The sequence below is a fragment of the Oceanobacillus bengalensis genome, assembly GCF_003628445.1.
Taxonomy (GTDB): Bacteria; Bacillota; Bacilli; order Bacillales; family Amphibacillaceae; genus Oceanobacillus; species Oceanobacillus bengalensis.
Map to the genome: position 1 here is coordinate 1 of NZ_RBZO01000062.1, position 6963 is coordinate 6963.

General features: G+C 33.2%; 7 protein-coding genes. 3 read left to right on the top strand and 4 right to left on the bottom strand.

Annotation, left to right across the window (positions count from 1 at the left end):
* Nucleotides 1–189: 189 nt before the first annotated feature.
* Entirely contained in the window at nt 190–1221 is a 1032-nt protein-coding gene (locus D8M05_RS19705) for a hypothetical protein (RefSeq protein WP_121134787.1), read from the top strand.
* A gap of 108 nt (nt 1222–1329) precedes the next feature.
* On the opposite strand, the gene D8M05_RS19710 is transcribed toward D8M05_RS19705, so the two are convergent.
* Nucleotides 1330–1842 carry a hypothetical protein gene (locus D8M05_RS19710; protein WP_047986209.1) on the bottom strand — a complete coding sequence of 171 codons (513 nt, stop codon included), beginning with the start codon at nt 1840–1842 and terminating at the stop codon, nt 1330–1332.
* Between the two features lie 419 nt (nt 1843–2261).
* Here D8M05_RS19710 and D8M05_RS19715 point away from each other — a divergent pair, with 419 nt between their 5' ends.
* Nucleotides 2262–4208 carry a recombinase family protein gene (locus tag D8M05_RS19715; protein ID WP_147405207.1) on the top strand — a complete coding sequence of 649 codons (1947 nt, stop codon included), beginning with the start codon at nt 2262–2264 and terminating at the stop codon, nt 4206–4208.
* Between the two features lie 43 nt (nt 4209–4251).
* Entirely contained in the window at nt 4252–5247 is a 996-nt protein-coding gene (gene trpS, locus D8M05_RS19720) for a tryptophan--tRNA ligase (RefSeq protein WP_121134791.1), read from the top strand.
* A 61-nt stretch (nt 5248–5308) separates the two neighbouring features.
* On the opposite strand, the gene D8M05_RS19725 is transcribed toward trpS, so the two are convergent.
* The 3 genes from D8M05_RS19725 to D8M05_RS19735 all read right to left on the bottom strand — a co-directional run bounded on the left by D8M05_RS19725 (nt 5309) and on the right by D8M05_RS19735 (nt 6849).
* Entirely contained in the window at nt 5309–6073 is a 765-nt protein-coding gene (locus D8M05_RS19725) for a YjbA family protein (protein WP_121134793.1), read from the bottom strand.
* A 140-nt stretch (nt 6074–6213) separates the two neighbouring features.
* Nucleotides 6214–6420 (bottom strand): YuzI family membrane protein, encoded by a 207-nt coding sequence (locus tag D8M05_RS19730; RefSeq protein ID WP_121134794.1) that lies wholly within the window; start codon nt 6418–6420, stop codon nt 6214–6216.
* A gap of 36 nt (nt 6421–6456) precedes the next feature.
* On the bottom strand, nt 6457–6849 hold the full coding sequence (locus D8M05_RS19735) for a hypothetical protein (RefSeq protein WP_121134796.1): 393 nt from the start codon (nt 6847–6849) through the stop codon (nt 6457–6459).
* Nucleotides 6850–6963 lie beyond the last annotated feature (114 nt).

The window sequence follows — 6963 nt, forward strand, 5'->3', positions numbered from 1 at the left end:
TCAATTCCTTCCTTGGTCGCCGACGATTCCAGAGAAATGTCGTGTTCCTAATAAATAAATCTAAAAAAAGTATAAACAAAATCCCCATCTAAAAATAGGTGGGGATTATTTGACGCTTACAAAGATAGTGAGGATATTCCTATATTCCATCTGGATTCCGAGTGTTTAAAATCTATTGGTAATATTAATGTGGATAATGTTATTTTTAATATCCTTAGAATATTTCATCTTTACGACATCTACTGTGAAGGTTATCTACGTTCTTATGAGGGATTTTTAGAGTTTGTTCATAAACAGTTGGAAACAAAAATACCGAACATCCTTAACGAAAATAAACTTGAGACTTTAAAAGAGACCTACCATTTAAAATTAGTTGAGGAAGACTATGCATTCAACTACTATATTTCATGGAATAGTTCATTCGATTTTAAAATTCTTTCTAACAATTCGATACTAGGATATACAGATTATGACGGGCTAATGAATTACCTAATAGAAGAGGAATCAATAAATATAAAAGACAAAATGGTTTTCTTTAATTTTTGTGAGGAAATAAGGAACCTACAAAAGTATTTCTACAAAAAAACAAAATCAAAATATCATAGTCGTTTCTATACTTCTTTTCATGAACTTGCACTGATAGGTAAAGAAGTCCATTTTAATAGCAAAACAATATGGGCCGATAGGGACTCACCTGTTAAAATCAAAGATATTTTTAACCATTTTGGAAAAGATAGTGCTCACCTTAGACAAAACGATTTAGAAAAATATATAGATATTTTCCACCTAAATCCACACTATGATTGGTACGGACAAATAGCAATTTCTGATGTTTATGATGTGGTTGAATCCGTAATAAATGGTGAAGTTAAGGAGCCATTTTCAATTAGGAAGATTAAATGTAAATATACCCATAAGTATAAATTCAATTTTAATTCTAACTACATCATAGAGTGGAACTATCAAGAAAATTGTTATAGACTAAAGCATTTAGAAAATGGTTCATATGAATACTTCAATGGCATTATTGAGTTTATCTTTTTCATTCATGATGAGGTTAGAAACAAAGAAGAATCTATTAAAGAATGTACATTAAACGAAGTAGAGAGTTTCATAATCAAAGTATTTGAACAAGACAAGAGTAATCCTGAATTTGCACGACTTGTCGAGTACTTATTTGAGGGTGATATTGTGATTACAAGCGAAGATCTACCATTTTAAAAATCCACATTTGTTTTTATATTAAAATAGCTGTAGGTTAAATGATGAGCTGATATTTTTTAATCAGTACATTCACCCTACAGCTATAAATATAGCAAACAAATTATTTTAATAAAACATAAAATATCCTAGTATTAAAGAAATTGGGATACTAAACACCAATACCTTTCCTTGCCAAGGAATACCTTTTTTAATTTCACTTTCCTTATAATTTTTTTTAGCCAAAATATATCCTCTAAGAATACAGAACCAAAAAAATCCCCCACTCATTAGAAACAATAGGTAATATATACTAACAATAAAATTATCTGTTAAAATAAAAATCGTAAGACTAAGTAAACTGTAGGTAATGAATTTACCAGTAAAAGTACTGATAACAAAATACTTTGGAATTTCCTCCTCTAATTCCTTTTCTTTGATAGGATATATATTTAAAACTAAATTGAAAATCACCCCACCCAAAAACAATATCCCTAGAGAAAATATATAATAATTTATGGCTGGTATTCTGTAATGCAACCACATCATCGGTAAGCATATTGTTGTAAAAATTCCTGAATAGTAAATCATTATAGCCAGCAAAGCCAATTTGTGCCACAGTGAATCAATCACTTTCCCCACGGTCATTCACCTCCATTTAATTTAAAACTATTCTAACGCGCTTTCTTTAATTTCTCCGCAATAAAATAAAAGAGGTAAAGACCTTGCATTTTGAGTTGATTAACTGACCTAAAATAGACGGATAAGTACCAGCAATCAAAAGTTTTAATTCAAAACCTCAATTATTTTCATAATCGTGATTACTTATAATTCTTAATTTATCTCATTAGCAATGTAGTAGTATAATTGTTTTATCTGAAGTGTTGTCCCCTTTATGCTAAACTTTTGCGCAAAAGACAAGGACAAAGTATTATAAAAGAAGCAAAGATGTACCTGTAATCCTACTTATTTTTATACATAGGTGATTATATACTTAAGGTGATAACTCTGATTACAGAAGGATATTAGCCCTAATTCTTGGTGGAAAAGGAGGAGATTTGTTGAAATTAGGTGCTGCTTATATAAGAACAAGTGTAGATAAAACAGGAAACAAAATTAGTCCACAACAGCAGTATAATGCTATTAAAAGTTTTGCTGACAATAACTCCATTACTCTTGTCAATGAAGGTTATTATGATGAAGATGTTTCTAGCGAGAATTTTGAAGACCGTCCTGCTTTTCAACAATTACTAAAGGATATTGATACTTACAATATTACATATTTAATTTGCTATGACAGTAGCAGATACACACGGGTAGTTAAGGACTTTATAAATATGACTACTAGCTTGCAGGAAAAGGGTGTTAGTATATTCTTTGCGAATAGTGGTAAGGAAGTAAACCTTCTTGATTGGAACAGTAATACAATGATGGATTTAATCCAGTCTATATTTGATCAGAATATGCGTGAAGACGTAAGAAAGAAAGTATCTGCAAATATGAATGAGCTCGTTGATATGGGATGCTATGTTGGTGGTACAATTCCAATAGGACTCTCGATAGAAGATGTTGAAATTGGTGGGAAGAAAAGGAAAAAATACTGTTTGGGTGATAGAAAAGAAATTCAATTGGTTAAAAATATCTTTAAATGGTATTTAGAAGACGATAAAAGCCAAAGTGAAATTGTACGCTTAGCAGACGAAGAGTATGCTGATATTTTAAATGAAAATGAGTTAAAAAAATACCGTAAAAAAGGATCAGAAGAAAATTACAAAGGGATATACTTCAACAGCAAAAAAGTCTGGAGAATTCTTAGAAATCCATCTTATACTGGTTATATGGTTAAGAATAGAAGAAAAAGAATTACTAAGAAAAGAAGATCAGATAATCCAGTTGAGGAATGGTATTGGAGTAAGAATTTTAGAGAAGGAAAGGAACCTGATTTCACTCCAATTGTTCCGTTTGAAACATGGGAGAAAGTTCAACAAAAACTACAGGAAAGAAAGCCTAAACAAAAGCACTATGACCCTCAAAGAGAAAATAGTCCCTATTTACTTTCCAGTATGTTGAAATGTAATGAATGTGGTAGAGCTATGAATGGCACATACACATTGGGAAAAGTAAAAAAAGATGGGACACGTTCTAAGTTTTATTATTACAAATGTGATGTAGCAATAAAAAGTAAAGGTCAAAACTGTAGTAATAAGAAATTGGTGCGTTGTGAAAAGGTTGATAATATAGTTCTTGACATATTTGGTAATGCAACTGTATTGCTTAATGTACTGAAAACATTATATAGTTATCAAAAAGATGCGTTAGAAAATAATACTGCCTACCTTGAGAAGATAAATGGCCTAGATAACAAAATTAAAAAAGCAGAAGAGTCTAAGCAAGGAATTATCTCTAGCATTGGTCAAGTAACTGATCCGGAGTTTAAAATGGATTTAATAAAACAAGGTGAGGAATTAACTAAAGAGATTAGGACATTAAGAAAGCAAAAAAACCAATTAAATGAAGAACAAGAAGAACAAAGTATGAAAAAAGTTGAATTGCAGGAAGTTGTAGGATTATTACTTCAGCCTGAAACCTTTTATAAAAATCAAACAACTAAGCAAGTAAGAAATTATTTAAAACATGTGATAGAATCAATTGAGTATAAGCCAAATAAGGAAATGGTAATTAATTTAAAGTTTGCTAAAAAGGCAATGAGTATCACCACCGTACCTACCGAAAAATTTAATCATTTAAAAGAAGAACTCAAAACTGAAAAAGGCAGAGTAAGTAAAAAGAAAGTAAAAGAACAAAATCAAATAGTCCTATTTAGCCTATTATCTACCTTGTGGGATAAAGATCCTAATAAAATTGGGAAAGATGAGGCTAGCATAATAAAGTTTATAATTGAGGCTTTAGAGGAATTTAACGGGACGAATGAGGAATGGGCATACCCAAAGTTTAGTGGTACGGTGGCACACGGGGGTTCATTCGTCCCTTCTCAAGAAGAGGATTAATGGGCTTTTTTTAATGGAGAAAAAGAAATGGAGTGATATAAATATGGAAAAAATCTTTTCAGGCATACAGCCAAGTGGAACATTAACATTAGGTAATTATTTAGGAGCAATCAAACAATTTGTTGCGTTACAAAATGACTATGAATGTTACTTCTGTATTGTGGATGAACATGCGATAACCGTTCCTCAAGATCGATTAAAATTAAGACAAAATATCCGTTCCCTCGCCGCACTATATTTAGCATCAGGGATTGATCCAGAGAAGGCAACGCTGTTTATACAATCGGAAGTTCCTGCACATACACAGCTAGGATGGATGCTTCAGTCCATTGGCTATGTAGGTGAATTGGAAAGAATGACACAATATAAGGATAAATCAAAAGGAAAAGAAGCTGTTTCAACCGCATTACTTACCTATCCAGCATTAATGGCTGCAGATATTTTACTCTATCAAACAAATGTAGTACCTGTTGGTGATGACCAGAAGCAACATCTTGAATTAACTAGAGATTTGGCTGAGCGCTTTAATAACCGCTTCAACGACATCTTTACTATACCAGAAATTCGTATTCCTAAAGTTGGGGCACGTATCATGTCATTACAGGATCCTACGAAGAAAATGAGTAAATCAGATGAGAATGAAAAAGGATTTATCTCGATGTTGGATAATCCGAAGAAAATTGAGAAAAAAATTAAGAGTGCTGTAACGGATTCAGATGGAATTGTGAAATACGACAAAGAAAATAAACCTGGAGTCTCAAATCTATTAACAATTTACTCTAGCTGTACAGGGGAATCCATTGAATCATTAGAAGCAAAATACGAAGGCAAAGGCTATGGTGAATTTAAACAAGGTGTTGCTGATGCAGTTGTCGGCCTATTACAACCAATTCAAGAAAAATATGCTGTGCTGGTTGAATCTGATAACTTAGATGACATTCTAGACAATGGAGCAGAAAAAGCATCATTCGTTGCGAACAAAACAGTAGCCAAAGCGAAAAAAGCAATGGGACTAGGAAGAGTTACAAAAAGGAAATAGCACCAATAATAGGCATCCTCCACTTCCCGAGGATGCCTTTTTTTCATACCAATGAATTGCTTTACTTTTGATTGGAAGCATTCTGCTGTTCTTGCCCATTTTCTACTTCCCACATTTTCTCTAAAAACGGCTGGCCCTTTATTAACTTGGCACACAACTCTTCTTGTGCCTCACTCCATCCATCTTTCACCCCATCATAAAGCGTTTCCCATACTTTTTCTTCATCCATATAACGAATGAATGGGTATTGTTTTGGATCCCACTCTGTTAACCAGTAACGTAATTCCTCTAAATTGTTTGTTGTCCGTAATTGATCTAATGCAATCATTAATAGCTGCTTTAATTGACGTTCTTTTCTAGTAAGACCGAATACAAGTTCAGGTGCCATTGATAACATATGATATTCTTTTGAATAATTTTCTTCATCAAAACCAAATGATTGTGGTTTTGTCTTTTTAATCATGTCATAAACAAGCTGCTCTTGTCTTGGAATTAATCTGCTCTTACGAATTGGAATTTGATAACCAATCGTATCGAATGCAATGATGTCTTCCCCATTTGTTACGACACATGCAAAGTCCAAAACGGATCTTTCATGCCCCTTTCGTATATATGCGCGTTTGTAAATGGCATCTAGAAGTCCTTTCGGCAGGTCGTGCATATCATTTTCAATGTAATTGTATAACCCTGATGTTATGTAAAGGAGTGGTACTTGATCTAATAACTCAATTCCATCCTCTTTCCGCCATTCATGAAAATAACACACACTATATCCATTTTCTTCCCCTTCAAACCAATTCACCCAAACATCATGCAAATATAACATAAACAACCCTCGCTTTATTAAAACTTCAATTCTTCTCTAATTTCATTCTCAATAATTCATTTATTTTAAGTTCAGCTGAACAACGTAACTTACCATACATTATTGACCATGAATTAGAAAAATATTCTTCTATAGAACGATTATGGGTTGTTTGGATAAAGATAAAGTACAAGTGCCATTATAACTAAACCTACAGGAAAAAAGTAACATTCAATTCTTCCTGTAGTATAAATAAAGTAATCTCCCCATGAAAGCCCAGCTGGTAAAAAATTTAAATATGCAATTAATGTTACTCCTCCTATTACTGCTAGTCCAAATCCAATTAAGAATGTGAAAATATAGCCCAATTCATCACCCGCTTGTCCAAAGCTTTTTATTCATGTTTATGCTTGTCCTATGGAATTAATGAATGGTATTTTTGGACGGAATTGCGCTTCTCGGGATATATGCTCTCTTCTCGGGATATCTGCTCTCTTCTCGGGATATAATCTCTCTTCTCGGGATATAATCTCTCTTCTCGGGATATCTGCTCTCTTCTCGGGATATCTGCTCTCTTCTCGGGATATCTGCTCTCTTCTCGGGATATAATCTCTCTTCTCGGGATATCCGCTCTCTTCTAGGGATATAATCTCTCTTCTCGGGATATATGCTCTCTTCTCGGGATATCCGCTCTCTTCTCGGGATATAATCTCTCTTCTCGGGATATAATCTCTCTTCTCGGGATATCCGCTCTCTTCTCGGGATATCTGCTCGCTTCTCAGGATATCCGCAGTCAAGTCCAAAATCCTGTGTAAATTAAGTTACAATGTTTTTTAAATACAAGGCAGAAGATTCAGTCAGAATTACCAAGCTATAGAAAAACAAGCATCTTTATACAATTTGATATGGAG

What these genes read in the sequence shown, in the direction of transcription:
- trpS (WP_121134791.1), top strand. Translation starts at nt 4,252, where the DNA reads ATGGAAAAAATCTTTTCAGGCATACAGCCAAGTGGAACATTAACATTA.
- D8M05_RS19725 (WP_121134793.1), bottom strand. Translation starts at nt 6,073, where the DNA reads ATGTTATATTTGCATGATGTTTGGGTGAATTGGTTTGAAGGGGAAGAA.